The sequence below is a fragment of the Colwellia sp. Bg11-12 genome (genome assembly GCF_014076955.1).
Lineage (GTDB): Bacteria > Pseudomonadota > Gammaproteobacteria > Enterobacterales > Alteromonadaceae > Colwellia_A.
Window position 1 is genome coordinate 149281 of the sequence record NZ_JACGUZ010000072.1, and the last position, 26411, is coordinate 175691.

At 37.9% G+C, this 26411-nt stretch carries 25 protein-coding genes; 17 read left to right on the forward strand and 8 right to left on the reverse strand.

Going from position 1 to position 26411, the window contains the following annotated elements; translation table 11 throughout:
- Window positions 1-4: 4 nt before the first annotated feature.
- Entirely contained in the window at window positions 5-1183 is a 1179-nt protein-coding gene (locus H4J39_RS12180; protein WP_182228668.1) for an efflux RND transporter periplasmic adaptor subunit, read from the reverse strand.
- A 240-nt stretch (window positions 1184-1423) separates the two neighbouring features.
- On the opposite strand from H4J39_RS12180, the gene rsmE reads away from it, so the two are divergent.
- From rsmE to ruvX, 4 genes are all read left to right on the forward strand, one after another.
- A complete protein-coding gene (gene rsmE, locus H4J39_RS12185; RefSeq protein WP_182228670.1) occupies window positions 1424-2185 on the forward strand; it encodes a 16S rRNA (uracil(1498)-N(3))-methyltransferase in 762 nt (253 codons plus the stop codon).
- Window positions 2186-2254: 69 nt separating this feature from the next.
- On the forward strand, window positions 2255-3211 hold the full coding sequence (gene gshB / locus H4J39_RS12190; RefSeq protein WP_182179600.1) for a glutathione synthase: 957 nt from the start codon (window positions 2255-2257) through the stop codon (window positions 3209-3211).
- A gap of 146 nt (window positions 3212-3357) precedes the next feature.
- Window positions 3358-3912 carry a YqgE/AlgH family protein gene (locus H4J39_RS12195; RefSeq protein ID WP_182228672.1) on the forward strand — a complete coding sequence of 185 codons (555 nt, stop codon included), beginning with the start codon at window positions 3358-3360 and terminating at the stop codon, window positions 3910-3912.
- Between the two features lie 19 nt (window positions 3913-3931).
- On the forward strand, window positions 3932-4366 hold the full coding sequence (ruvX, locus tag H4J39_RS12200) for a Holliday junction resolvase RuvX (RefSeq protein ID WP_182228674.1): 435 nt from the start codon (window positions 3932-3934) through the stop codon (window positions 4364-4366).
- Between the two features lie 67 nt (window positions 4367-4433).
- Here ruvX and H4J39_RS12205 read toward each other — a convergent pair whose 3' ends face one another.
- A complete protein-coding gene (locus H4J39_RS12205) occupies window positions 4434-5561 on the reverse strand; it encodes a PilT/PilU family type 4a pilus ATPase (protein WP_182228676.1) in 1128 nt (375 codons plus the stop codon).
- A 232-nt stretch (window positions 5562-5793) separates the two neighbouring features.
- Window positions 5794-6837, reverse strand: coding sequence for a type IV pilus twitching motility protein PilT (locus H4J39_RS12210; protein ID WP_070374253.1), 1044 nt, complete (start codon window positions 6835-6837; stop codon window positions 5794-5796).
- Between the two features lie 67 nt (window positions 6838-6904).
- Between H4J39_RS12210 and H4J39_RS12215 the strand changes: the two genes are divergently transcribed.
- From H4J39_RS12215 to H4J39_RS12250, 8 genes are all read left to right on the forward strand, one after another.
- Window positions 6905-7585 carry a YggS family pyridoxal phosphate-dependent enzyme gene (locus tag H4J39_RS12215; protein WP_182228750.1) on the forward strand — a complete coding sequence of 227 codons (681 nt, stop codon included), beginning with the start codon at window positions 6905-6907 and terminating at the stop codon, window positions 7583-7585.
- Window positions 7586-7689: 104 nt separating this feature from the next.
- Entirely contained in the window at window positions 7690-8505 is an 816-nt protein-coding gene (gene proC, locus H4J39_RS12220) for a pyrroline-5-carboxylate reductase (RefSeq protein ID WP_182228678.1), read from the forward strand.
- 41 nt (window positions 8506-8546) lie between these two features.
- Window positions 8547-9095, forward strand: a complete 549-nt coding sequence (locus tag H4J39_RS12225) for a YggT family protein (RefSeq protein ID WP_182228680.1) — start codon at window positions 8547-8549, stop codon at window positions 9093-9095.
- 94 nt (window positions 9096-9189) lie between these two features.
- Entirely contained in the window at window positions 9190-9630 is a 441-nt protein-coding gene (locus H4J39_RS12230) for a DUF4426 domain-containing protein (protein WP_182228682.1), read from the forward strand.
- 87 nt (window positions 9631-9717) lie between these two features.
- Entirely contained in the window at window positions 9718-10311 is a 594-nt protein-coding gene (locus H4J39_RS12235) for an XTP/dITP diphosphatase (protein WP_182228684.1), read from the forward strand.
- Window positions 10311-11459 (forward strand): radical SAM family heme chaperone HemW, encoded by a 1149-nt coding sequence (hemW, locus tag H4J39_RS12240; RefSeq protein ID WP_182228686.1) that lies wholly within the window; start codon window positions 10311-10313, stop codon window positions 11457-11459. Before H4J39_RS12235 ends, hemW begins: the two co-directional genes overlap by 1 nt.
- The gene (gene tadA / locus H4J39_RS12245) at window positions 11459-11974 is read left to right on the forward strand and encodes a tRNA adenosine(34) deaminase TadA (protein WP_310649750.1); all 516 of its coding nucleotides are present in this window, start codon (window positions 11459-11461) and stop codon (window positions 11972-11974) included. Before hemW ends, tadA begins: the two co-directional genes overlap by 1 nt.
- Window positions 11975-12037: 63 nt before the next feature.
- Complete coding sequence (locus tag H4J39_RS12250) at window positions 12038-12625, forward strand: lytic transglycosylase domain-containing protein (RefSeq protein WP_259368828.1); 588 nt, start codon at window positions 12038-12040, stop codon at window positions 12623-12625.
- Here the strand turns inward: H4J39_RS12250 and H4J39_RS12255 are convergent.
- Window positions 12622-13218: a MarR family transcriptional regulator gene (locus tag H4J39_RS12255; RefSeq protein ID WP_339379707.1), complete on the reverse strand. Its 597-nt coding sequence runs from the start codon at window positions 13216-13218 to the stop codon at window positions 12622-12624. The genes H4J39_RS12250 and H4J39_RS12255 overlap by 4 nt on opposite strands.
- A 237-nt stretch (window positions 13219-13455) precedes the next feature.
- Here H4J39_RS12255 and H4J39_RS12260 point away from each other — a divergent pair, with 237 nt between their 5' ends.
- Complete coding sequence (locus tag H4J39_RS12260; RefSeq protein WP_182228689.1) at window positions 13456-14673, forward strand: PDZ domain-containing protein; 1218 nt, start codon at window positions 13456-13458, stop codon at window positions 14671-14673.
- Window positions 14674-14809: 136 nt separating this feature from the next.
- Here the strand turns inward: H4J39_RS12260 and H4J39_RS12265 are convergent, their stop codons facing one another.
- Together H4J39_RS12265 and purL are read right to left on the reverse strand one after the other, a co-directional pair.
- On the reverse strand, window positions 14810-15484 hold the full coding sequence (locus tag H4J39_RS12265; protein ID WP_182228691.1) for a nitroreductase family protein: 675 nt from the start codon (window positions 15482-15484) through the stop codon (window positions 14810-14812).
- Window positions 15485-15677: 193 nt separating this feature from the next.
- The gene (gene purL / locus H4J39_RS12270) at window positions 15678-19604 is read right to left on the reverse strand and encodes a phosphoribosylformylglycinamidine synthase (RefSeq protein ID WP_182228752.1); all 3927 of its coding nucleotides are present in this window, start codon (window positions 19602-19604) and stop codon (window positions 15678-15680) included.
- 262 nt (window positions 19605-19866) lie between these two features.
- Here purL and mltF point away from each other — a divergent pair, with 262 nt between their 5' ends.
- Window positions 19867-21237, forward strand: a complete 1371-nt coding sequence (mltF, locus tag H4J39_RS12275) for a membrane-bound lytic murein transglycosylase MltF (RefSeq protein ID WP_259368829.1) — start codon at window positions 19867-19869, stop codon at window positions 21235-21237.
- Between the two features lie 354 nt (window positions 21238-21591).
- Here mltF and H4J39_RS12280 read toward each other — a convergent pair whose 3' ends face one another.
- Window positions 21592-22182 carry a carboxymuconolactone decarboxylase family protein gene (locus tag H4J39_RS12280; protein WP_182228695.1) on the reverse strand — a complete coding sequence of 197 codons (591 nt, stop codon included), beginning with the start codon at window positions 22180-22182 and terminating at the stop codon, window positions 21592-21594.
- A 355-nt stretch (window positions 22183-22537) separates the two neighbouring features.
- Between H4J39_RS12280 and H4J39_RS12285 the strand changes: the two genes are divergently transcribed.
- Window positions 22538-23308 carry an ABC transporter substrate-binding protein gene (locus H4J39_RS12285; protein WP_182228697.1) on the forward strand — a complete coding sequence of 257 codons (771 nt, stop codon included), beginning with the start codon at window positions 22538-22540 and terminating at the stop codon, window positions 23306-23308.
- Between the two features lie 139 nt (window positions 23309-23447).
- Here H4J39_RS12285 and cysS read toward each other — a convergent pair whose 3' ends face one another.
- Window positions 23448-24833, reverse strand: coding sequence for a cysteine--tRNA ligase (gene cysS, locus H4J39_RS12290; protein WP_182228699.1), 1386 nt, complete (start codon window positions 24831-24833; stop codon window positions 23448-23450).
- 189 nt (window positions 24834-25022) lie between these two features.
- Here cysS and H4J39_RS12295 point away from each other — a divergent pair, with 189 nt between their 5' ends.
- Together H4J39_RS12295 and H4J39_RS12300 are read left to right on the forward strand one after the other, a co-directional pair.
- Window positions 25023-25514, forward strand: a complete 492-nt coding sequence (locus tag H4J39_RS12295; RefSeq protein ID WP_182228701.1) for a peptidylprolyl isomerase — start codon at window positions 25023-25025, stop codon at window positions 25512-25514.
- A gap of 9 nt (window positions 25515-25523) precedes the next feature.
- Window positions 25524-26279 (forward strand): UDP-2,3-diacylglucosamine diphosphatase, encoded by a 756-nt coding sequence (locus H4J39_RS12300; protein WP_310649751.1) that lies wholly within the window; start codon window positions 25524-25526, stop codon window positions 26277-26279.
- The last annotated feature ends 132 nt before the right edge of the window (window positions 26280-26411 follow it).

Sequence of the window (26411 nt, forward strand, 5' to 3'; positions counted from 1 at the left end):
TGTCCTACTTGGTTAAAAGGTCAGAAATAGTACCGGTAAGCGGGTCAATTCTTTTGATAACTGGCTTCACTTCAACGCCACTTCTTACTTTTTGTAAACCTTCTATGATCACTTGTTCGTTCGCTTTAAGACCTGATTCAACGACCCACATCGCATTCATTCTTCGCCCTAAAGTAACCAAACGTTGCACAACTTTATTATCGTCGCTAACAACAAGGACAAACTTGCCTTGTTGGCTTTCTTGAACGGCAACTTGAGGGACTAGCGCCATTTGCTCTTTTTGCTTGCCTTCGATAATTAAGGTGACAAACAAGCCAGGCACAACAATACCGTCAGGGTTATTAAACTTCGCACGTAATTCAACCGTCCCCATACCCTGGTCTATCTTGGTATCGGCAAAAATAAGCAAACCTTTTTCGCCATAGGTGGTGTTGTTCGGTAAACGTAATGAAATATCAATGGATAAATCTTCAGGCTGATGCGTATTTTTTTGTAAATAAGAAATATAATCGCTTTCTTCTACTTGAAAGCTCACATAGATGGGGTCTGTTGCTGTTAATGTCGCGATGGTATTACTGCTCGGGCTCACAACGGCACCAATACTATAATTAACTTTACCAATTCGCCCTGAAAATGGCGCTTTAATCACGGTATAACTTAAACTCAACTTAGCTGTTTCTAGTGTTGACTCAGCCACCTGCACCGCCGCTTTTGCTTGGGAGTTATTAGTGATTAACTTATCAAGATCAGATTGTGAAATATAGCCATCTCCTGCAACTTCACGCCCTCGTTTTAAATCTCGTGCCGCACCTTCTGCACCTGCAACTCTACTAGCTAGATCTGCTTTTGCAGATTCTAAAGAGGCTTGGTAAGCCGCAGGTTCAATATTAAGTAGTACTTGATCTTTTTCAACGATAGAACCTTCATCAAAGTGACGTGCTATTAATTCACCTTCAATGCGAGCACGTAAATCAACTTCTTTTGAGGCAACGGAACGCCCTAAAAATTCACGATAGCTACCAATTTCATTTACTTTTATTTCATAAATAGAAACGGCAGGAGCCGGCGTTTTTTGTTTAACTTGCTCAGCTTGTCCACAACTAACAACAGTCAAAGCAATAACTGACAAAAGACTCACGCGAGATAAAATAGGTTGAAAAGATGGTAGGTGTTTTGTGAACATCTATGTTCTCCGTTTAGGATGTATAAGCAGGAAACGAAAACAGCTAATAAAAATCAAGCTGCTTAAAAAGTTATTATTACATTTGATCATAGTAAATTCAGTCAAAAAAGGTAATCAAAGACTTAAAACAGGCGATGTTTATTTTAAAAAGCCGTTTTTCAGCTATTTTATAAAATGATAATTGAAATAAGAGCAAGTCGCCCTTATATTTCTTGTTAAGATAATAAAAAATAAAATAAAATGAGCAATCCTAGAATTTATCAACAACAATCCTTTTCTATTGGCGACACAGTCACCTTAAGTGAAGATGCCTTTGGCCATACAATACGAGTTTTACGTTTAAAGAGTGGTGATTCCTTAACTCTTTTCAACGGTGAATTTAATAACGGTTTACTAGGCGATTATCAAGCTGAACTCACTGATGTTAATAAAAAAAATGCACAAGTGGTTATAACGTCGTTCACAGAGAAGCATGTAGAGTCACCGCTAAACATTCATTTAGGCCAAGGTATTTCCCGTGGCGATAGAATGGATTTTACTTTACAAAAATCGGTTGAACTTGGTGTTAATACCATAACCCCACTATTTACTGAACGTTGTGGCGTAAAGCTGACGGGTGAGCGTTTACAGAAAAAAATAGACCAATGGCAAAAAATTGTGATTGGTGCTTGTGAACAAAGTGGCCGTTGTTCGGTCCCTATTGTTATGCCAGCTGTTTATTTAGATGAATGGCTCGCTCAACAAAGTGCCTCATTAAAACTAAACTTACATCCCAAAGCGCAATATTCCATCATGAATTTGCCAGAAAAAAATATAACCGACTCAAAGCAGCGTGTAAGGTTACTTATTGGCCCTGAAGGCGGCTTAAGTGATGATGAAATTAAACGCGCTAATGAGGCATCTTTTGTTGATGTTTTATTAGGGCCCAGAATATTAAGAACAGAAACAGCAGCATTAACTGCAATTACCGCATTGCAATGTCGCTTTGGCGATATTAACTAGTAATAATACTTTAATGATTGTGTGCAATTGAAATTAATTTGAGTTGTTTGCAAGATATAGGAAAAATAAATGACAATTAAACTTGGCGTAGTAATGGACCCTATTTCACAGGTCAATGTAAAAAAAGATTCGTCTATGGCGATGATGTTTGAAGCGCAAAAGCGTGGATATGAAATTTATTACATGGAAATGAAAGACTTATACCTTGACCAAGGACAATGCCGTGCGACCGCACAAAAATTGAAAGTTTTTGACGATCCTCAACATTGGTATGAACTCGACGACGTAAACGATATAGCAGTTTCAGAGCTTGACGCGGTGCTCATGCGTAAAGATCCTCCTTTTGATACTGAGTTTATCTACGCGACTTATATGCTTGAGCGTGCAGAGGTTGAAGGCACATTAATTGTGAATAAACCTCAAAGCCTTCGTGACTGTAATGAAAAACTTTTTACCGCTTGGTTTGCCGACTTAACACCACGTACTTTAGTGACGCGTAATAATGATAAAATTCGTGAATTTCATCAAAAAGAAAAAGACATCATTATTAAACCACTTGATGGTATGGGCGGTGCGTCTATTTTTCGCATTAAAGAAAATGATGCCAACGTGGGGGTTATTTTAGAAACATTAACCAACCATGGTAATCAATATGCGATGGTGCAAGAGTTCATGCCTGAGATTAAAGATGGCGATAAACGCATCCTTATTGTTAATGGTGAACCTATGCCTTATTGTCTAGCGCGTATCCCTGCACAAGGTGAAACGCGTGGTAACTTAGCTGCCGGTGGTCGTGGTGAAGCAAGACCCCTTAGCGCAACCGATAGGTTAATTGCTGAAACTATTGCCCCTGAATTAAAGAAACGTGGTCTATACTTTGTAGGGTTAGATGTTATTGGTGACAAAGTTACCGAGATTAACGTGACCAGCCCAACCTGTATCCGAGAAATTGAAGCTGCATATCCTATTAATATCAGTGGTAAATTAATGGATGCAATAGAAGAAAATATTCGCCCTAGAGTATAAGCCTTTTAGTTATACTTTTTATCACCAAAATAAAGTTATGAGTCTATTACTAGCGGTAACCCTTTAAAGTAAAGGGTTACCATACCTCTATAAAAACAATGATGCATAGAGTTTTTTTTAAACTTAAGATGTAAAAAGGTGAAGGTATGGAAAGCTTAGAAAATCAACTTTTAATCGCAATGCCTGCATTAGACGATGCATATTTTAATAAAACCGTGACCTATATTTGTGAACATAATGAAGAAGGTGCCATGGGGCTTATTATTAACTTACCCGTTAACGTTACTTTAAACGAGTTGCTCGTCCAAATAGATGCTAAAAAAGAAGAAGCACCTGAATTAGGCCAACAAGTGTTAACTGGAGGTCCAGTATCTCAAGACCGAGGCTTTGTTTTACATAGTCCACAAAGTTGCTGGAAACAATCGTTATCACTCAGTAAAGAGGTGATGATAACGACCTCTAAAGATATTTTAATGGCACTAGGTACCGAAGAAGCGCCTGAAAAATATATGGTCACATTAGGTTATGCTGGTTGGGGCCCCGGACAATTAGAAGAAGAACTAAAAAATAACGCTTGGCTTTTAACTCCCGCAGATGGTGATATTGTTTTTAATACTCCCATTGAACAACGCTGGAAAAAAGCCACTGAAAAGCTAGGTATTGATATGGCCCATTTATCACCAGATATTGGTCATGCATAAAACTATTAAGGAAGAATAAGTGTCAAAAAATGTTGGCCAACGTACCGTTTTAGGTTTTGATTTTGGTAAAAAATATATTGGCGTTGCTGTTGGTCAAGAGCTTACGGGAAGCGCTTCACCTTTGGGCTCTATCAAAGCCAAAGACGGTATCCCTAACGAAATGGAATTAACGAAATTCATTAAGGAATGGCAACCTGACTATTTAGTCGTTGGTTTACCATTAAATATGGATGGTAGTGAACAACAGTTAACCCTTGATGCGAAAAAATTTGGCAATCGCTTGTCGAGTAAGTTTGCATTAAACGTAGAGTTTCAAGACGAACGTTTAACCACAGCCGATGCAAAAGAGCGATTATTTGCAGCTGGCGGTTATCGTAATTTAAAAAAAGATAATATCGATGCTGAGTCAGCAAGATTAATTATTGAAAGTTATTTTGAAACACTTTATCAGTAGATAATTAATGGTAGGTTATTACATTTGTCGTGAATTTTTTGTAACAACCTACCATGTTTATCATTAACTAAATATCTTTAGGGTCTAAACCATCTAGCGTCACACCACTTAATGCACCTGTTCCACCTTGCTCATTACTGCGTAATTTTATCATCAAGCGTAAATCATTTGGTGAATCAGCATGGTGTAAAGCGTCAGCATAATTGATCAAACCTTTATTATATAATTCAAACAAAGCACCATCGAACGTTTGCATACCGAGTTCTTTCGATTTTTCCATCACTTCTTTAATACTACCAATATCACCTTTTTTAATGAGCTCAGCGATATAAGGTGAATTAAGTAGAATTTCAATGGCGGCAACACGCCCCTGACCATCACGCGTAGGAATTAATTGCTGGGCAATAATACCACGTAAATTTAAGGCTAAATCAAATAACAATTTGCCATGTTGGTCTGCAGGCACTAAATGCATAATACGGTCTATCGCTTGATTAGCATTATTTGCGTGCAATGTTGCAATACATAGATGTCCTGTCTCAGCAAAGCTTAAGGCATGTTCCATGGTTTCTTGGTTACGAATTTCACCAATTAAAATAACATCGGGGGCTTGGCGTAGTGAGCTTTTTAATGCGGCATCGAAGCTTTCAGTGTCTAAACCAACCTCGCGTTGAGTAACCATACAACGAGCATGTTCATGAACAAATTCTACCGGGTCTTCAATAGTAAGAATATGCCCACGTGAATTTTTATTACGATAGCCGATCAATGAAGCCATTGATGTTGATTTACCCGTACCTGTACCACCAACAAAAAGGACTAAACCGCGCTTCGACATCACGACATCTTTTAAAATCGATGGTAAACCTAATTCATCAGCATCGGGAATTTCTGTCACAATACGGCGAACAACCATACCTGCCATGTCGCGCTGCCAAAAGGCTGAAATACGAAAACGGCCAATATCATCGATAGAAATAGCAAAATTACATTCTTTTTCTTCGTTAAATTGCTTTTTCTGCTTATCGTTCATTGCGTTATGAACAAGCGCTAACGATTCATCGCTTGTTAAAAGATGATCATCGATTGCTTGTAATTCGCCATTTATTTTTGCGCTTACCGCAAGTTTGGCGGTAACAAACATATCAGAAGCATCTGCTTTTACCATTTTTTGTAATAAGTCATGAAAATTCATTAGTCTTTCTCTTATCTTTTAAACCGTAATGTGAAGAGTGAAAATCAACAGCTAACTGTAAAAGAAGCCCACTGTCTAAGTTTCGTTTAAAAACCTCTAAATTGATTTTTATCAACCGCTTTTTCCATCGCATCTTGTTTAGTAATAAGCCCTCTATTGACTAAACCTTGTAAACAATAGACCCCCATGGTTTGAGCTGACTTTAAAACCTCTAAAGTGATTTTAGCGTGCTTTAAAAACCTCTAAATTGATTTTTATCAACCGCTTTTTCCATCGCATCTTGTTTAGTAATAAGCCCTCTATTGACTAAACCTTGTAAACACTGATCCATAGTTTGCATACCATGAGACATACCTGTTTGAATCGCACTGTACATTTGCGCTATTTTGTCTTCGCGAATTAAGTTTCTTATTGCAGGAACGCCCAGCATGATCTCATGAGCGGCAACACGACCACCCCCCACTTTTTTAATTAAGGTTTGTGAAATAACTGCGCGAAGTGATTCAGACAACATTGAACGCACCATAGATTTCTCTTCACCGGGGAAAACATCAATTATACGATCGATGGTTTTTGGTGCTGAGGTTGTATGTAAGGTACCGAAGACTAAATGACCAGTTTCTGCTGCCGTCATTGCTAAGCGAATCGTCTCTAAATCACGCATTTCACCCACAAGTATAACATCGGGATCTTCACGCAATGCACTACGAAGCGCGGCTTCAAAACTAAGCGTATCGCGATGTACTTCACGTTGGTTAATTAAACATTTTTTGTTTTCATGAACAAATTCGATAGGGTCTTCAATGGTAAGAATGTGATCATGTTTGTTATTATTAATATAATCCACCATAGCCGCTAAGGTGGTTGATTTACCCGAACCTGTTGGGCCCGTCACTAAAACTAAGCCACGCGGTATATCTGAAATTTCACGGAATATATCTGGGCATCCGAGATCATCAAGCGATAATATTTTACTCGGAATAGTACGAAATACTGCGGCAGGCCCCCTATTTTGATTAAAAGCATTAACACGAAAACGTGCTAAATTAGGCACTTCAAAAGAAAAATCGACTTCTAAATTTTCTTCATACTCTTTGCGTTGGCGATCATTCATAATATCATAGACAAGTGCATTAACATCTTTCTCGTCGAATGCTGGGATATTGAGTTTACGTACGTCACCATCAACACGAATTGAAGGCGGAGTGCCTGCAGATAAATGTAGATCAGATGCATTATTTTCCACACTAAAGGCAAGTAATTCGGTAATATCCATAAAAGACCTCTTAATAATTATTTTTTATAATATAAAGTAAGTTGAAACTAAATTGACACAAAACAATATGACACCCATTAAAGATAATCTTGCTAAGATAAATCTGCAAATTTTTAATGCTTGCCAGCAGGCAGAGCGTGCAACTTCACAGGTTACCTTACTCGCAGTAAGTAAAACTAAAACCAGTGCCATGATTGAACAAGCTTATTTGGCTGGACAAAGAGAATTTGGCGAAAGCTATATTCAAGAAGCGGTTGAAAAAATAGCAGAGCTACAAAGTTTGTCCGGTATTACTTGGCATTTTATCGGCCCTATACAATCAAACAAAACGCGATTAATTGCCGAAAATTTTGATTGGGTACACAGTATTGACCGCATTAAAATAGCAAAACGCCTTAATGATCATAGGTCTAGCCAAGATACTCCCCTCAACGTTTGTTTACAAGTCAATATTAGCGGCGAAGAAAGCAAGTCAGGTGTCGCTATTGAAGATCTTAAAGCACTTGTTGAATTTATTGATCACTGTGAACATTTAACGTTACGCGGCTTAATGGCCATCCCTGAAAAAAATGCCTCAGAACAAAGTTTTGAAAAGATGCAGCAACTTTTTATTCAATTTAAAGAAGTGCATTCCTGTATTGATACTTTGTCGATGGGCATGTCAGGCGACTTAACCGCGGCAATTGCTAAAGGTGCTACGATGGTAAGAGTGGGGTCTGCTATTTTTGGCGCAAGAGAAGATAAATAATTATCTTGGGATACAATCTATTTCACTTTAGTTCCGTATAATTAGTTACAATAGTAAAAACGTTTTAACACTTTTCTTCATCACATATTGACCACAGGTATTCCATGACAAAAATTGCTTTTATTGGCGCTGGTAACATGAATGGCGCAATTATTTCTGGCTTAGTAAAAACAGGCTTTGCCGCACAAGATATCATCGTATCAAATCCTTCACCTGAAAAGCGACTGGCTTTACAAGAGCAACTTGGTATTAAAGAAACAGCAGACAATATCGTTGCGGCTAATTTTGCAGATTTTATTGTACTTGGTGTTAAACCTCACTTTATTGCTGATGTTTGTCAAAAAATCAGCCAAGAAATTGATATTAGCAACAAGTGCTTTATTTCCGTTGCTGCTGGTTGCACCGTTGATCAAATGCAAAAAGCCTTAGCTAAACCTTGTGGCATTATTCGTACTATGCCCAATACCCCCTCGCAGATTGGTTTAGGTGTTACTGGTTTATATGCCGACGAAAATGTTACTGCCCCACAAAAGAAAATTGCCGAAGAGCTAATGAGTTCGGTGGGTATTATAAAGTGGTTAGCCACTGAGGATGAAATTGACAATATTATTGCTGTTTCTGGTTCAGCCCCTGCCTATTTCTTTTTGTTTATGGAAGCAATGGAAAAACAAGCATTAGCTTTAGGATTTACAGCAAAAGAAAGCCGCGAGTTAGTACAGCAAACCGCTTTAGGTGCTGCACAAATGGTTGTTAACACCGACTTACCCATTAGCGAATTACGCGCTAAGGTTACCTCAAAAGGTGGTACAACCAACGCCGCTATCAATTCTTTTATTGATGATGGCTTGGAACAAATAGTAACAAATGCGATGAATAGTGCATTGCACCGCGCTAAAGAAATGGCGCAAAATAACGTTTAACCCATTTTGAGTTTTATCAATTATTAAGTTTGGAGAAGTAGATGGAAGCCATTAATTATTTGCTGAGTTTTGCCTTTGACGCATTATTAATGTTGTTAGTATTACGTGTGTGGTTGCAATTGGTGCGCGCTGATTTTTACAACCCATTCAGCCAGTTTATTGTAAAAGTGACTAATCCAGTCGTTATTCCTCTTCGTCGTGTTATCCCCGGTTTTGGTGGCATTGATGTTCCAACAGTGCTGCTAGCGTTTGTCGTAGCATCTTTGAAGTTTATTCTTATTCCATTAATTAATGGCGCTGATATTAATATTATTTCAGCACTTTATTTAGGCCTTATCTACTTAATTAAACAAACAGGTATATTATTGTTTATGCTAATGCTAGTAATGGCTTTAATGAGTTGGGTCGTTCAAGGTTACAACCCTACTCAAGCAATATTTCAGCAATTAACAGAACCGTTTCTAAAACCAATAAAGCGTATCGTACCGAGTATTGGCGGTTTAGATTTATCTGTACTTATTGCTTTTTTATTACTTAACGTGATTAATATTTTCTTATCAGGCTCAGTTCCTGGTTGGGCAATGCTATAGTAGATAAAAAGTAAGTGAACAGGTTTTATCATCATTTTCTATAAAACCTGTCTTATTAGCTGTATCTATCATTAAAATAAAAAAGGAACTCATTATGAAAAATATCTTACAAACCTGTTTATTTATTATTTTAGTTTCATTAACCCTGATCAGTAATGTGTTTGCTGAGAACGTTAAGAAAATGGGGTCGATGCAAGTTCACTATATGGCAATAAATGCCACGTTTTTAACGCCTAAAATAGCAAAAGCTTATAACATTGAACGTAGTCGTTTTAACGGCTTAATTAATATCTCCGTGTTAGACGACTCTAAAGAGTCTAGACCTGCAAAAGCAGTTTCGATTCAGGGCAAAGCACGAAATGATATTGGCCAAATTAAAACCCTTGAGTTTGACGAAGTAAAAGAAGGTGATGCTATTTATTATTTAGCACAAGTTAATTACACTAACGAAGAAACCTTCTATTTTGATATTACGATTAGTGACGGCAAAGAAACTCATCAGCTTAAGTTTAAACAGAAATTTTATGTTGATTAACCCCAATCACCATACAAGTTATTAATTGATAAAATCAGGCTTTTGACCTGATTTTATTTTTTCATCTCCAAACCTTCAAGGTAAAAAATGTCGACCATCGTATTAGCCACAGGCAACCCAGGTAAAGTAAAAGAACTTAGCCACTTATTAGCCGTGCATAACATTGAAATAAAACCGCAAAGTGAATTTAATGTCAGTGAAGTTGCAGAAACAGGGACAACTTTTGTTGAAAATGCCATTATTAAAGCTCGCCATGCCGCAAAAATTACCGGTCTACCGGCAATTGCTGATGACTCAGGATTAGAAGTTGATGCATTAAATGGCGCGCCTGGTGTTTATTCAGCACGTTATGCTGGAGAAAATGCCAATGACAACGATAATACCAACAAGCTATTAAAAGCATTAGAAAGCACACCTGATGCAGCACGTACTGCGCGTTTTCATTGTGTATTGGTTTATATGAAACATGAAAATGATCCTACTCCCATTATCTGTCATGGTGTTTGGGAAGGCAGTATTACCCGTGAAAAATTAGGTGAGCAAGGTTTTGGTTACGATCCTATTTTTTGGCAGGAAGCCCAGCAAAAAACGTCAGCACAATTGCCTCGTGATCTAAAAAACAGCTTAAGCCATCGCGGCCAAGCCTTAGCTAAACTTGTTCAACATTTTGGTGTTAAATAATGTTACAAGCACCACCTCTCTCTTTATATATTCATATACCTTGGTGTGTGGAGAAATGTCCCTACTGTGACTTTAACTCGCATGCCTTGAAATCAGCGGTTCCAGAAGAAGAATATGTAAAGCACTTAATTGAAGACTTAGACGCAGACATTACCAAGTTTTCGTTGAGTAATCGCCCACTGCACACCATTTTTATCGGTGGTGGTACACCCAGTTTATTTTCAGCACAAGCAATTGAGCTTTTACTGACCCAAGTACTTGAACGTTTCGAACATAAAGACGATATTGAAATAACATTAGAAGCTAACCCTGGCACGGTTGAAGCTGAAAAATTTATAGGCTTCTTTAATGGTGGTGTCTCAAGGCTTTCGATAGGTGTACAAAGTTTTGAATCTGACAAACTCATCAAACTCGGCCGCATTCATGATAGTAATCAAGCTAAGAAAGCAGCAGAGCTTGCCTATTCATCTGGTATAAAAACCTTTAATCTTGATTTGATGCATGGCTTACCCCAACAAAATATCGCTAATGCCCTTGATGATTTAACCACGGCTATTTCACTTAACCCAACACATTTGTCTTGGTACCAGTTAACTATAGAACCTAATACCGCTTTTCATTCTAGGCCGCCAAAATTACCAGAAGATGAAGTGCTATGGGATATTCAAGACCAAGGCATCGCATTATTAGCAGCGGCAGGTTATCAGCAATACGAAATATCGGCCTACAGTAAACCTGGTTTTGAATGTCAGCATAATATCAATTATTGGCAATTTGGTGACTACCTTGGCATTGGTTGTGGCTCTCATGGCAAGATAACCGACCCAGTTACTAATAAAATTTTTCGTACTATAAAAGTAAAACACCCTAAAGGCTACTTAGACGAAAGCCGCCCACATCTCGACCATTTAGTTGAAGTCAGTGCACAAGAGTTACCGTTTGAATATATGATGAATAGACTGCGCTTACATGAAAGTTTTTGCTTAACTCAATACCAACAAAGAACAGGCTTATCAATTGATACTGTCTTGCCAACATTGCAAATCGCTAAACAAAAGCAATTAATGCTAGAGAATACCAATGGCACATGGCAAGTCAGTAAATTAGGTCACCGTTATTTAAATGACTTACTTGAGATGTTTTTATAGTGACCGTTAGTGAAGAGCAACAAGCACTCGACCAAACGTTTATGCAACGCGCTTTTGAGCTTGCTCAACAAGCTGAGGCTATTGACGAAATTCCCGTAGGCGCAGTTGTTGTCGCTCATAATAAAATAATCAGTGAGGGTTATAATCAGTCTATTACGCTGAACGACCCTTCGGCGCATGCTGAAATGGTCGCTATTCGCCATGCAGGTTCAGTTTTACAAAACTACCGCCTGCTTGACTGTACCCTTTATGTAACGTTAGAGCCTTGCCCTATGTGTGCTGGTTTAATGGTACATAGCCGCATTAAACGCGTTGTTTACGCCACGACAGATCTAAAAACGGGTGCGGCAGGCAGCGCATTTAATTTACTTTGTGATGAGAAGCATAACCACCAAATTCAATTGTCTTCCGGTGTTATGGCTGAAGAATGTAGTCAGCTACTTTCTACTTTTTTTAAACGCCGCAGGACAGAGAAAAAAGTACTCAAACAAAAGATGAAATTAGCGCAAAAATAAGCGCTATACTCAATATTATTGTTAACCTCTGTGAGCGTTTAATTGAAATTATATTGTTGCACTTTGTTACTATTATTTTGCTTTACTCATTCTGTATTCGCTGATGATGGAGTAAAAATATACCAGTACAAATCATTAAAAGGGATCAGTTCTTTTTCTGATATTCCCCCCAACACGTCTACTTACCAAGAAATTCGCATAGGTTGCTTTGCCTGTAAACTAAATTCAATGGTTAATTGGCATAACACACAATTATTCACCGCTCACTTTACATCAACGATTAATCAACAAGCACAACGTTATAAAATAGATCCCGCTCTTATTCGCGCTGTTATTCATGCCGAGTCACACTTTGACCCTCGAGCATTATCTAAAACAGGTGCACAAGGGTTAATGCAATTAATGCCCGCAACAGCAAAAGAATTAGGGATAAAAAATTCATTCAATGCCCAACAAAATATTCGCGCAGGAAGTAAACATTTAGCACGATTGATCAGAAAGTATGGTGGAAATATCACGTTAGTTTCAGCTGCCTACAACGCTGGCGAAGGTGCGGTTAAAAAGTATAAAGGTGTACCGCCTTATCCCGAAACTCAAAAGTATGTTGAACGCGTAAAAATTTTACATCAGCGTTATTTATCTAACATTTAACGCGCGTCGCTACATTGGCCTTTTTTGTACCAACGAATAAGTTCTTTTTGGTCGCTAGGAGCATCTTCGCCTTGTGCTATTTTGTTTAACGCTTGTTTAGCTAATAATTGTTCAGCTTTATCTTCAATTTTACTCAGTGCATTATAAAAAGCAGTGGTTTCATCATCAGTTAATACACTTTCAAGCTCTTTTGAACGTAGCTCCATAGCTGAAGTTAATGCTTGATATAATGCTTTTCCTTGCTCATTTAGGGCTAATATCTTAATGTTTTTGCTTTTTTTATCGCGGCGGATATCGATTAAATTTTTATTATCTAATGCTTTTACCGCTCGGCTAACATTATAAGAATCGATACGCGATTGGTAGGCAATATCTGCAGACTTAATCGGCATATACGAGCCAATATTTAATAAGACTCGCATTTCTCGTGGTTCTAAATCGCAGAGTTCACGAATTTTCCAATCTCGATTTAAGGCAAGTAAATTACTGACTACGGCAACTCTAAACGGTAAATGTGACGTTAAATCTAATGGTTCAGCTATTTCTTGCGTTAACGTAAACGCTTTATTTCTGGCCGATTTAGTGATGATAATACCTAGTGAATAGAGCCTATTTTTGCTATTTTATCATTAATTTAAAATAAATAACACGTCACAAAATTGAGTGTAAAAGGTTATTCTAAAAAAAAAGTCTCTATTGATTTTACTAAATCAGGTGTCTGTTAGCATCATCTTTACAATTTTTTTATATAGGTTAAAATCTAAAAAGGTTTAATTATAAGTGTTTTGCTTATTTTTAATTTTTAAATATTAACAAAGAGAATAATAAAAATGCGTAATAAAGGACTCTTAAAGCTAGTCACTGCAATGGCTACATTACCCATCATACTCTTGGCACAAACGGTAAACGCTTCGGAATGTGCATCGGTTAGTTTCGATACAGGCAAAATTAATGGTAATAAAGTTATTTTAGAATTGTTGGGGAGTAACGGCGTAGCAATTCCACAACCTAAAAAATATCAAAAAATATTAAAAGGCGAGCACGAATACCTTCTCGCACCTGGCATGCATACTTTAATATTAAACCAATGGGATAAAAGTGAGTTTAGCACTTACCAGAAAAACCTTCGCAGAGGACGAAGTGTAACAAACCCGCCAACCCCCATACAAAAAACAGTAAATATTGAGGTTAAAAAAAATCAGCATTATCAGTTAGTGCCTATGGAAACTATTGCAGGTTCTATTGTTGAAGTAAAAAATCAAGAAAGTAAGTCTTGCTCTGGCAAGTACATTGCGGATGCTAAAATTGATGTGCCAAAGCTTTCAGCAGATGAACTTCCCGCGGCAATCGAAAAATTACTTGGCTTAGTGATGAAAAGTATTTCTTCACACCACAAAAAAACAGCTGACAAACGTGATGATACGAATATTGTCTCACGTAAATTAAATGGCTATTTTGGTACGGCATTAGCCCAAGAGTTTGTCGAAGGTAAGCTTCAAGTAAACAGAATAATTCCAAATACTTTAGCCGCTGAATTAGGCTTGGTAAAAGGTGACTTAATTACAAAGATTGGCGGAAGCGAACCTAGTACGTCGAATAATACGCCTTCTCAAGCGATAAACGCTTATTTAATAAGTAGAGAGTTCGGTGAAAAAATAGTTATTGAAGTCATTAGAAATGGAAAGTCTGTAACGTTATCCGGTGATTATATTCCTGTTGTTGTGCCAGAAGCCTATTACACAGTTGAGAAAAAAACTAAAAGTGGCATTACCAATCAAAGTAACTTATCTGCTTCCTTAACGTTTCAATTTGACCAGCTCTTACTGGCGATAAACAGCCACTATAAAAAAATGGGAGAAGATAATAAAATTATCGTTATAGAACGCCCATCATTTCATTTAGAAGTTAACTTAGCTTCAGTTGGACAAGCACAAAAAACAATGCTCTCTGAAAGTTTAAAAAAAGATGATGATTATGATGAAACGAGAAATAAAAGAAAAAGAAGTAGTGGTTACATTAATCCTAATATGAAATCACCTCGTGGCTAATATTTAAGGGGAGTAACATAAATAATTCAGTCAGAAGTTGGAGTAATAAATTCTCTCGCTTTCTGACTTCTTATTATCTCATGATTTAACACGTTATCATTTTTTGTGTTAAAGATAGCATTGTTATTGGAGGGTTCTACAAAAAAGTAGCAATTTCATCGAGTGGTTTTTTAATTTGTGCATGATGAGGTACTGTTGCATCTTCGTTTGGATAGCCGGTAATAAGTAACATGTAAGCCCGATCATTCTCTGGCCTTCCACAGACTTTACTTAAAAAAGACATCGGCTTTGGAGTATGCGTTAGTGTTACAAGCCCAGAGGTATGTAGCGCATTAATTAAAAACCCTGTCGCTATACCCACTGATTCATGCACATAATAATTAGTATTTTTATCTTCTGTACTAATTCCGCCTTTCTTTTGGCTAAAAATAGCAATCAGCCATGGGGCATGCTCTAAATATGGCTTATTAGCGTCAGTGCCTAATGCTTTTAAAGCGCCTAACCACTCTTCACCTGCTCGACCTTCATAAAATCCTCGCTCATGAAATTCAGCATGTTCTCTAATTTGCTTTTTTATATCGCGGCTATGTACGGCGACAAAGTGCCAAGGTTGGTGATTAGCGCCGCTTGGCGCAGTTGCAGCAGCTTTAATACAATTTTCTATAATCTCTTTAGGCACAGGGCGATCGCTAAAGCTACGAATACTGTGTCGGCGCTTTATATCTAAATAGAAGTTTTTCGAGCGTAATAGCATTTCGTCTTGTGGGTACTCAATGTAATCGCTCAAAGGGCTTGAGTCATGATCTTGCATCGCATTTTATCCTGTATATTTACTACTCATAAAGAGCAGGATATAACACTGTAAAGATATTGCAAGTGCAATATCTTTACAGTGTTATATAAAATATAAACATTAACTTCATACACTTTACAGATATTACTTTTACTCGCGATCAAAAAAGACGCCGAAGCGTCTTTTTTAAACAAGGTAGGCCTATGGCTAATTAGCCGATAAACGCACGCGCATTACGGAACATGCGTACCCAAGGAGAATCTTCTTGCCATTCGTCTGGATGCCATGAGTTAGCAACCGTTCTAAAAACACGTTCAGGATGCGGCATCATAATAGTAACGCGGCCATCGGTTGTTGTTAGCGCCGTAATACCGTCAGGCGAGCCATTAGGGTTAGCAGGGTAAGTTTCAGTGATTTGACCATAGTTATCAACATAACGCATTGAAACAGTACCTGAATCATTAACAGCACCAATAGCATCTTCTGAACTAAATTCTGCATGACCTTCACCGTGAGAAACAGCAATAGGCATACGAGAACCTGCCATACCTTTAAATAATACTGACGGACTTTCTTGTATTTCAACTAATGAGAAACGCGCTTCAAAACGTTCAGATTTATTTTGTACAAAATGTGGCCACGCTTGAGCGCCAGGTATAATTTCTTTCAGATTAGATAACATCTGACAACCATTACAAACACCTAAAGTGAAGGTGTCTTGGCGTTCAAAGAAAGCTTTGAACATGGCTTTAGCATCTTTGTTAAATAATATTGATTTTGCCCAACCTTCGCCAGCACCTAATACGTCTCCGTAAGAGAAACCACCACAAGCGACTAAACCGTTAAAGTCAGCTAAATTAGCTCGGCCAGATAAAATATCAGACATATGTACGTCAACAGCAATAAAGCCAGCTCGGTCAAAAGCGGCCGCCATTTCAACATGAGAGTTTACGCCCTGCTCACGCAATATTGCAATTTTGGGGTTAGAACCTTTAAGTGCATCTTGTGCAATTAACTGAGCGACAATATCTTCATTGATATCAAAAGTAAGCTCAGCATGTAATCCTGGGTCTTCAGTATCATATTTAACGTCATGCTCTTGTTGAGCACATTCAGGGTTATCACGCAGTGACTGCATTCTATAGGTGGTTTGCGCCCACACAGTACGATAATAAGTACGAGAATTTTCAAGTACTACCTTACCATCACGGCTAAATCGGAGTGTATCTTCGTTATTAATACGACCAATATCAGTGCAACAATCTGCAATACCATGTTCAGCTAAAATTGCGTCTATTGCAGCAACATCACTTTCACGAATTTGAATAACAGCGCCAAGCTCTTCATTAAATAATACGTCAATGTCATTACCTGAGACTGAGTTTAATGCTGTTAAATCAATATCTACACCGGTATGACCAGCAAAAGCCATTTCAACGACAGTGGTGAATAATCCGCCATCAGATATATCGTGATAAGCAATAAGCTTTTCATCACGAACCAATGTTTGCATGGCATTAAAGAAGCCTTTTAAGGTTTCAGGACAATCTACATCGGGTGTTTCTTTACCTAAGTGCTTATAAACCTGTGCTAAACATGAGCCACCTAAGCGCTTTTTACCTTTTGATAAATCAATAGCAACAAGTCGAGTGTCGCCTTGGTCTATTCTTAATTCAGGCGTAACCGTTTTACGAATATCTTCAACAACACCAAAAGCGGTGATAATTAATGACATAGGAGATGTGACTGATTTTTCTTCGCCCTTATCTTCCCACTTAGTTTTCATCGACATTGAATCTTTACCCACTGGGATAGTTAACCCCAATGCTGGACAAAGCTCTTCGCCAATCGCTTTAACGGCTTCGTATAAACCTGCATCTTCACCCGGATGTCCTGCTGGCGACATCCAATTCGCAGACAATTTGATCCGGTTTAAATCGCCAATATCTGTACCGGCAATATTAGTTAGTGACTCAGCGACCGCTAAACGAGCAGAAGCGCCAAAGTTTAATAAAGCCACTGGAGTGCGCTCACCCAAAGACATGGCTTCGCCGTGATAAGAGTCAAGCGCAGAAGCGGTAACACCACAATCGGCAACAGGCACTTGCCAAGGACCAACCATTTGGTCGCGATTAACCATACCCGTTACCGAGCGATCGCCAATGGTAATAAGAAAGGTTTTTTCTGCAACTGTCGGTAACGACAAAATACGGTCAGCAGCATCAGCTAAGGTGATATCCGTTAAAGAAAATTCATCTCCACCAGCTTTTGCCGTTAATACATCTTTAAATATTTTAGGTGTTTTGCCTAATAAAACATCAAGTGGTAAATCAATGGGTGTAGCTAATTTATCATTACCGGTAAAATGAGCATCAGTCACAGTTAAATGTGCTTCTTCTGTCGCACGACCAACAACAGAAAATGGGGCGCGTTCACGGTGACATATTTGTTCAAAGGTCGCTAAATTTTTGTCTGATACGGCAATAACATAACGTTCTTGAGATTCGTTACACCAAATTTCATGAGGTGCCATACTGCGTTCATCATTTGGAACATTGCGAAGTTCAAAAACACCACCACGGCCGCCATCAGCAACTAACTCAGGGAAAGCATTTGATAAACCGCCAGCACCGACATCATGAATGAAAGCGATTGGATTCTCTTCTCCCAACTGCCAACACTTATCGATAACTTCTTGACAACGACGCTCCATTTCAGGGTTTTCACGTTGCACAGAAGCAAAATCTAAATTCTCGGCAGATTGACCAGAGGCCATTGATGATGCGGCTCCACCACCTAAACCAATATTCATGGCGGGACCGCCAAGTGCGATTAAATTAGCGCCAACGATAATTTCACGTTTTTGTACATGTTCATCACGAATATTACCTAAGCCACCAGCAAGCATAATAGGCTTGTGATAACCACGTACTTCAACACCGTTAAACGAGTTAACTTCTTCTTCGTAAGTACGGAAATAACCTAGAATTGCTGGACGACCAAATTCATTGTTAAAAGCCGCGCCACCTAAAGGGCCTTCCATCATAATATCAAGCGCTGAAACGATTCGACCTGGCTTACCAAAATCAGTTTCCCATGGCTGTTCGAAATTAGGAATACGTAAGTTGGATACTGAAAAACCGACTAAACCTGCTTTGGGTTTAGAGCCAATACCTGTTGCGCCCTCGTCGCGAATTTCACCACCTGAGCCTGTCGCTGCGCCAGGGTATGGAGAAATAGCGGTGGGATGATTGTGTGTTTCAACCTTCATTAAGATTTGAATGTCTTCATGGTGGTAACCGTAAACATTCGTTTGAGGATTGGGGAAAAAACGTCCGCCCTTGTTGCCGACCATAACTGCTGCATTATCTTTGTAAGCACTTAAAACAAAGTCAGGATTAATTTCATGGGTATTACGGATCATTTTAAATAATGATTTTGGCTGTTTAACACCATCTATGGTCCAGTCAGCATTAAATATTTTATGACGACAATGCTCTGAGTTTGCTTGCGCGAACATGTAAAGTTCGATGTCGTGAGGGTTGCGACCTAATTTGGTGAAATTTTCAAATAAGTAATTTACTTCGTCTTCCGCTAAAGCTAAACCTAACTCTATGTTCGCCTTAACTAAGGCATTTTTTCCACCCTTTTCAATATCAATGGCTGTTAATTCACCTGGCTCTGCGGTTGCAAAAAGTGACGTTGCTTGTGCCATTTCGGTAAATATAACTTCCATCATGCGATCTGAAATCAAATGATCAAGCTGAGCTTGCTGTTGCTCATTTAAAGATTCACCAGAAATGTAATAAGCGATACCACGTTCTAAACGGTTAACTTTAGTTAACCCACAGTTATGAGCGATGTCGGTTGATTTTGAAGACCAAGGAGAAATAGTGCCAGGACGCGGAGTGACTAATAAGAATTGACCTACCGGTTCGTGTTCTTCAATGTTTGGTCCATACTTAAGAAGTTGCTGTAAAACTTGAAACTCTTCGTCGTTAAGATCAGCTGAAATATGCACAAAGTGCGTAAATTCAGCATAAATATCTGTTATAGGAAGTTTTAATTCAGCACATTGAGCTAATAATTTTTTAACTCTAAAGTCTGAAAGTGCCGGAGCGCCGCGAAGGGTTTTCATCAACATCGTCATAAACGTAATCACCAGTTTAGTTTTATTTTAGTTGCGTTTTCGCAGTTAAAATAATGGAAGAAAAATCGCGCATATTATAATAGATATAAAGGGTTTTGATAAGCGTTAAAAGATTAACTTAAAAAGTTAATCTTCATTATTGATAAAAAGTGCTTTGAATAAAGAAGGAATCACGCCACAATAACCCTATATGATTAACTTAAATTTTAAAATAGTTAAAAAAATCAGCAAGTTTGTAAGCATATTATTCTTGAGTACTTTTTTACTATTTGGCTGCCAGCCCACAGAAAAAAATGCCAGTTTACAGCGCATCATTGAGCGTGGCTATATTAACGTCGGAACTATTTACGGCTTAACCAGTTATTACTTAGAAGCTGAAGATGCTGCGGGTTTTGAGTATGAGTTAGTTAAAAATTATGCTGACTCATTAGGTGTTGACTTAAAAGTAGTCCCTAGTTACAGCCTTGAAGAGCTTTTTGACAAATTAAACAGTGGCCAAGTAGATATTCTAGCCGCGGGTTTAGCCGTTACCGAAAAAAGGCGTCAACAATATGATTTCTCGCCAAGCTACGACAATATCAGCCAGAAACTGGTGTTTAAGCAAGGAAACATTAGACCTCGTGATATTGAAGACTTAACAGGTAACTTACTCATCATGGCTCATTCGAGTCATGAAGAAAACCTCATTCAATTAAAAAACAGCAACCAAGAGTTAGCTTGGCAAGTGAGTGATGAATTTGATAGCGAAGAACTATTACTGAAAGTATTATCAGATGAAATTGACTACACCGTTATCGACAGTAATACCCTTGCGGTTAATCGCCGCTATTATCCTGAAATCAGTATTGGCTTTACCATTAAAAAACCTCAGCCTTTAGCTTGGGCTGTTAAAAAAAATAATGACCAGTCAATTTATGCCAGCCTTGTGGAGTTTTTTGGCAGAGTTCATCACGACGGAACATTATTAGCCCTCAATGACAAATACTACGGTCATGTTGAAGAATTCAACTATGTTGACACTCGTATGTTTATTAAAGCTGTTGAAGGTAAACTGCCTCAGTATCAGCCATTATTTGAGAAATATAGTCAGGAACTTGATTGGCGGTTACTCGCTGCTATTAGTTATCAAGAATCTCACTGGGAACCACATGCGCGTTCTTATACAGGTGTACGCGGCATGATGATGCTAACCTTGCCAACCGCAAAACAAATGGGGATTAAAAGTCGTTTAGATGCTGAGCAGAGCATTCGTGGTGGCGCCAAATACTTTAAACAAATGATCGATAGAATGCCTGACAGAGTCCCTTCACCTGACAGATTATGGTTTGCGCTCGCCTCATATAACATTGGCTTAGGCCATTTAAATGACGCGCGAAAGATAACAGAAAAACAAGGTGGAGACCCAGATCGCTGGGTAGAGGTTAAAGATCGTTTACCTTTACTTAAACAGAAAAAATACTACAAACCAACCAAGTATGGTTATGCTCGCGGTGATGAAGCCGTAAACTATGTTGAAAACATAAGACGTTATTACGACACGTTGACTTGGATGGACAATAAGTCAAAAGAAAATGCTCTCCCTCAACCTGTTGAAGATAAAATAGTTATCATCACACAATAGCGCTTGCCTTTATTTGGCCGGCGTTCTTTTGAAAACCCATCAGTGTACTCATAATTGTTGATTGTCATCAAAATGACATATTGTGCAAGGATACTTAAATCTGGTAGGGTAATTCTGAACTTATTTACGTGTATGTACGTATTTAGAATTAGTCTGGAACAATAAACCTGTGTGACAGGATTTCAATAATTAATGAGAAGTAATAATGAACAATCGCATTAGACGACAAGTGCAAAGCACACATAGAAAAAGACAGATACAACGCCAAAAGCATAAAATAAATACCCGTCGATTAGGACAATTTTTAATTGAAAACCAATAACATATCGTTTGTTGGTTTTTTAATTGATACCTTTATTTATGCTTACCTCGAGTCCAAGTTGACTCTGACAGTAATCGTTCGCCAGCGTTAACAGCACCTGCTTCCATGGTAGTTCCCATCGAGTCATTCCAACGATTCAAATAGCCAAATAAGGAAATAACACCCAGTATTTCTACAATTTCTCCATCATCCCAATATTTATGTAATTCAGTGGAAATATTATCGTCAACAGCATTTGGTACACTTGAAGCGGCGAGTGCAAATTCAAAAGCTGCCTTTTCACCCGCACTATAGCGATCACTTTCTCTAAAAGACCAAATATTAGCGAGTCGTTCATCAGTGCCTCCATAACGTTCAGCAGCTAAGATAGTATGAGCTTCGCAATAGCGACAGCCTGTGTTAGCACTTGTTATATAACCTATTAAGCGTTTTTGCTCAGCCGTTACTGTGCCTTCATTTGCCATAACAGCCATATTCAAATTTATAAAAGCCTTAGCAATAGCTGGGCGTCGTTGCATCGTCAACACACTATTTGGGCAAAACCCTAATGTTTCATTAAAGAAACGGGCAAGTTCAGAAACTTCTTCATTTTCATCTGTAGCAAGTGGGGCAACTAACGCCATAACGCTCTCCGAGTATTGATCTATAAACATTAATATAAAGCAACGATGCTGCATATGCAACATCATTACTTTTCAGTTCTTAATCATCAACACCTATTACTTTCAATAAAAATAGCTAAACACAAATAACACGATTACACTTAATATAAGTTAGACTGATTTACTTTTTTTACCTTTAAATAAGGCTTATACCAAGGTAAGAAGATAATAGATGAGAAGTGTTTAATAGGTTCAAAACAACAAAAGCCACTCTAGCTAATCCTATAAAGCTTTAATCGACAAATTCAGCGGTAGCATTTAGAGTACCCCCCCTCACTAATACATAAATAAAAGTATTGAACCAAGGAGATGATATATGAAGAAATATTTAATTTTTGCTCTTGTATTAACTTTTAATGGTTCAGCTAATGAAGCCCTGTCAAGAGATTATGCGGTAGGCTGGGAGCTATGGTATCCATACCAGTATCATAATAAGCAACAAAAACTTGTGGGTTTAGATTTCGATATTTTTAATGCAATTATTAAAGAGTCCGACCTTAAAGTAACATTCACAGAACTCCCTTGGAAAAGACATTTACAATATATAAAAACCGGTAGAATAGATATGGCCATGGGTGCATCGCATTCAACTGAACGCGAAGAAACTGCATATTTTTCTAAGCCTTACAGGTTTGAGAAAGTTAACCTTTTTGTTAAAAAAGGAACGGTTCAGAAAATAAAGCTAAAAAAATTAAGCGACCTTTCTAGTGCTAATTATATGATTGGTGTTGAGGGTGGCTATTATTACGGTAAAGAATATCAAAAACTAATTACAACAAAAGCCTTTTATTCACAAATTAATCACGTTATCGACCTAGAACAAAATGTGGCGCTATTATTAAAAGGTCATATTGACGGGGTTTTGGTCGATCCGGTGACGATGAAAGCATTTTCTGAGAAGTATTCATTGCAAGATGAATTTGAAATACATCCCTTGGAAATATATCAAGATACTATTCATATCATGATAAGTCGCCAGTCGTGTACCATTGAAACACTTAATCGTATTAATGTAGCCATCACCACACTAGAAAAAAATGGTGAAATAGCTAAAATAATTGCGCGTTGGACAGCCGTCCACAAGTAACCCTATTCTAACGTCTCCTACTTCTGACTCAACAATCTCCTCACCTAGATAAAACGACTCTCACAAAACTAAAAAACCTCAGTTACAAGTTTGTAAATGAGGTTTTGAGTTACTCGCAGCAAGTATTAATAACTTTTGATTAGCCTTTACGCCAAGTTGTTTTGCCTGCGCTGTCTTCAACAATAATATTCATCGCCGCTAACTTATCGCGAGCTTCATCTGCTGATGCCCAGTTTTTACTTACTCTGGCATCATTACGTTGCTTAATTAACGCTTCAACTTCAGCAACTTCATCGTTGTCACCTTCACCTTGTAAAAAGCTTGCTGGAGATAATTGTAATAAACCAATTAATTCACCTAACCCTTTGAGTGTTGTAGCTAAATAAGAGGCTCTGTCGCTATCGGTATTTTTAGCAACATTTAACTCTTTGGCTAAATCAAATAATACCGCTAAAGCTTGTGGCGTATTAAAGTCGTCATTCATGACTTTAATAAATTCGCTAACATAAACATCGTTCTTATCTAAAGAAAAATCAGCAAGTACATCAACATCACGCAAAGCAGTATATATACGCTCTAAGCCAGAACGAGCTTGGTCTAGATTATCAGTAGAGTAATTCAACTGACTACGGTAATGTCCTGATGTTAAAAAGAACCTTACGGTTTCTGAATCATACTGTGTTAACACATCACGAATAGTGAAAAAGTTATTAAGTGACTTTGACATTTTTTCTTGGTCAACTTGCACCATACCGGTATGGATCCAATAGTTAACATAAGGCGTATCAAGTGCACAGCAACTTTGTGCTACTTCATTTTCATGATGTGGAAACTGTAAATCTGAACCACCACCATGAATATCGAAGTGACGACCTAGCTCTTTCGCACTCATAGCAGAACATTCGATATGCCAACCAGGGCGCCCTGCTCCCCATGGTGATTCCCAACTTGGCTCACCCGGTTTAGCCGACTTCCATAAAACAAAATCCAATGGTGACTTTTTACTTTCATCAACTTCAACACGAGAGCCTGCTTGTAATTGCTCTAAATTTTGGCCACTAAGTTTGCCATAATCTTCATAACTAGAAACAGCAAATAACACATCGCCACTACCTGCAACGTAAGCATGATCTTTTTCTACAAGGGTAACTATCATGGCAATAATCTCGTCCATGTGAGTAGTCACTCTTGGCTCGAGATCCGGTCGCTGTATATTCAATGCGTCAAAATCTTCATGCATCAATGCAATAGTTCGCTCGGTAAGCTGATCGGGCGTTTCGTTATTTTCTTGTGCACGTTTAATTATTTTGTCTTCAACATCAGTGATGTTACGAACATAATTTACGTCATAACCAGTAAATCGTAAATATCTAGCGATATTATCAAAGCTAATATAGGTTCGACCATGACCGATATGGCATAAATCGTAAACAGTACAACCACATACATACAAACCCACTTTACCTGCTTCAATTGGGGTAAAAACTTCCTTCTGACGGGTTAATGTATTGTATATCTGTAACATAGATTTTCTGGCTCCGTTTACGATTAAAATATAAGGTATTATTCATTAATAAAAAATCAACGATTTTTCGATAATTGTACCCGAACAAAGCGCTAGGGTCATTATTTAACATGAGAATATCCATAAGTTTTCTTTACAGTTCTGTGCTTTCGTTTACAATTCGCCCATCGAAATTGAAGAGTAAATAAAATGATCACTTTAAAAACAAATTTAGGCGATATCAAAATTGAATTAAACGTTGATAAAGCACCCCTTACGGCAAAAAACTTTCAACAATATGTTGAAGACGGCTTTTATAATGGCACTATTTTTCACCGTGTTATTAAAGGTTTTATGGCACAAGGTGGTGGTTTTTCTTCAGGTTTAGAAGAAAAAGATTCTCGCGAAACTATTACCAACGAAGCGAACAATGGCTTAAGCAATAAGCGTGGCACTTTAGCGATGGCAAGAACACAAGAGCCACATTCAGCTTCTGCACAATTTTTTATTAACTTAAGTGACAACGACTTTTTAGATTTTAAAAGCGAAACGGTACAAGGTTGGGGTTACTGTGTTTTTGCTGAAGTTGTTGAAGGCATGGACATTGTTGATAAAATGACATTAGTTGATACTGGCCGTTTACACGGTCACGACGATGTGCCAAAAGAAGAAATCATCATTGAATCTGCGATTATTGATTAATTTCATTCAGTGACCAGTACAGCATTGAAAGAGTCGGTAACCTATTTTATTGCCGACTTACATTTAGCTCAAAATAGGCCTGATATCACGGCCTGTTTTTTGTTATTCCTTAAAAATGATGCTCCTAAAGCCGAAACGCTTTATATATTAGGTGACTTATTTGAATACTGGATTGGCGATGATGATACAAATCCTTTTGTTATAGACGTTTCCAACGCCTTAAAAACATTAAGTAAGCTAGGCACCCGTATTTACTATATTCATGGTAATCGCGATTTTTTACTTGGTAAAAAATATGCTAAAGCCTGTGGTATGCAGTTACTACCTGAAATAGACCTTATTAATTTATACGGTAAACCTGTTGTTATTATGCACGGCGATACCTTATGTACGCGTGATATTGCTTATCAAGCCTTTAGAAAAAAATCACGTTCATGGTGGTGGCAAACCATCATCAAAAACTTACCTTTGTTTGTACGCCGAAAAATTGCAGAGAACTACCGCATAAAAAGTGCCAGTGCTACGGCAATGAAATCACAAGAAATAATGGACGTTACCGAAACTGAAGTTATAAACGCACTTGAGTTATATAAGAGTCAGTTAATGATCCACGGACATACCCATCGTCCGAACATTCACAATATACAAGCAAATAATGCTCCCGCTCAACGTATTGTACTCGGCGACTGGTATGAACAAGGTGCTTGGTTAAAGGTAACCGAAAATAGTATAGAGTTACTTTCACAAGCTTTTAAAACTGACTAAAAAATCATCTTATTTATAAATTAAATGATACTTATATAAATAAGTTATAGGTTGGACAATAAAAGTTTATAAAACCACCTTTCCGATATGCTTTTACATTGAGTTTACTTTTAGTTAACTGCTACTATGTAA

Bases quoted from the DNA above. Each gene is read 5' to 3' on its own strand.
- purL (WP_182228752.1), bottom strand. From the start codon at position 19,604: ATGAAAACCCTTCGCGGCGCTCCGGCACTTTCAGACTTTAGAGTTAAA.
- H4J39_RS12215 (WP_182228750.1), top strand. From the start codon at position 6,905: ATGACACCCATTAAAGATAATCTTGCTAAGATAAATCTGCAAATTTTT.
- H4J39_RS12225 (WP_182228680.1), top strand. From the start codon at position 8,547: ATGGAAGCCATTAATTATTTGCTGAGTTTTGCCTTTGACGCATTATTA.
- H4J39_RS12285 (WP_182228697.1), top strand. From the start codon at position 22,538: ATGAAGAAATATTTAATTTTTGCTCTTGTATTAACTTTTAATGGTTCA.
- H4J39_RS12265 (WP_182228691.1), bottom strand. From the start codon at position 15,484: ATGCAAGATCATGACTCAAGCCCTTTGAGCGATTACATTGAGTACCCA.
- H4J39_RS12180 (WP_182228668.1), bottom strand. From the start codon at position 1,183: ATGTTCACAAAACACCTACCATCTTTTCAACCTATTTTATCTCGCGTG.
- H4J39_RS12195 (WP_182228672.1), top strand. From the start codon at position 3,358: ATGGAAAGCTTAGAAAATCAACTTTTAATCGCAATGCCTGCATTAGAC.
- hemW (WP_182228686.1), top strand. From the start codon at position 10,311: ATGTTACAAGCACCACCTCTCTCTTTATATATTCATATACCTTGGTGT.
- H4J39_RS12230 (WP_182228682.1), top strand. From the start codon at position 9,190: ATGAAAAATATCTTACAAACCTGTTTATTTATTATTTTAGTTTCATTA.
- H4J39_RS12210 (WP_070374253.1), bottom strand. From the start codon at position 6,837: ATGGATATTACCGAATTACTTGCCTTTAGTGTGGAAAATAATGCATCT.
- H4J39_RS12235 (WP_182228684.1), top strand. From the start codon at position 9,718: ATGTCGACCATCGTATTAGCCACAGGCAACCCAGGTAAAGTAAAAGAA.
- H4J39_RS12260 (WP_182228689.1), top strand. From the start codon at position 13,456: ATGCGTAATAAAGGACTCTTAAAGCTAGTCACTGCAATGGCTACATTA.
- H4J39_RS12205 (WP_182228676.1), bottom strand. From the start codon at position 5,561: ATGAATTTTCATGACTTATTACAAAAAATGGTAAAAGCAGATGCTTCT.
- proC (WP_182228678.1), top strand. From the start codon at position 7,690: ATGACAAAAATTGCTTTTATTGGCGCTGGTAACATGAATGGCGCAATT.
- rsmE (WP_182228670.1), top strand. From the start codon at position 1,424: ATGAGCAATCCTAGAATTTATCAACAACAATCCTTTTCTATTGGCGAC.
- H4J39_RS12295 (WP_182228701.1), top strand. From the start codon at position 25,023: ATGATCACTTTAAAAACAAATTTAGGCGATATCAAAATTGAATTAAAC.
- cysS (WP_182228699.1), bottom strand. From the start codon at position 24,833: ATGTTACAGATATACAATACATTAACCCGTCAGAAGGAAGTTTTTACC.
- H4J39_RS12280 (WP_182228695.1), bottom strand. From the start codon at position 22,182: ATGGCGTTAGTTGCCCCACTTGCTACAGATGAAAATGAAGAAGTTTCT.
- gshB (WP_182179600.1), top strand. From the start codon at position 2,255: ATGACAATTAAACTTGGCGTAGTAATGGACCCTATTTCACAGGTCAAT.